Source organism: Virgibacillus sp. M23 (assembly GCF_034190895.1).
In the GTDB taxonomy this organism is placed as follows: domain Bacteria; phylum Bacillota; class Bacilli; order Bacillales; family Amphibacillaceae; genus Virgibacillus; species Virgibacillus salarius.
In genome coordinates, this window is the sequence record NZ_JAWDHA010000346.1 from 1 (window position 1) to 406 (window position 406).

2 pseudogenes are annotated in these 406 nt (G+C 48.5%); both read left to right on the top strand.

The annotated features are described in order from the left end of the window. Positions 1 to 150, top strand: a pseudogene (locus tag RVS70_RS22900) (ABC transporter permease); the annotation flags it as partial. Positions 151 to 173: 23 nt separating this feature from the next. Continuing rightward, positions 174 to 406, top strand: a pseudogene (locus RVS70_RS22905) (peptide ABC transporter substrate-binding protein); the annotation flags it as partial.

A 406-nucleotide genomic window follows, 5' to 3' on the forward strand; every position in this document is an offset into this window, starting at 1 on the left:
ATGTCAGAGATGGGTTCGGGCAGCCCGCCGCCTGAGCAAACGATTAAAATGGCGGTCATAGTGGTGGCGACCATCCCGGTTCTGCTTGTCTATCCGTTTATACAAAAGCATTTTGCAAAAGGAGCTTTACTGGGATCTGTTAAAGGATAAAAAATATGAAACGGAGTGGTACGATGGGAAACAAATGGAGGGTGCTTTTCATGTTGCTTGTACTGGCACTCGGCGGAGTGCTGGCGGGTTGTAACGGGGCTGATCAGTCTGCGGCTGAAGGCAAAGCTGAATCGGATTCAAAGGTCAAGCTGTCTTGGATGGCGATTTTGTATCACCAGCAGCCGCCGAAAGACAGGGCGATTAAAGAAATTGAAAAGCTGACAAATACAGAACTCGACATTACCTGGGTTCCAGA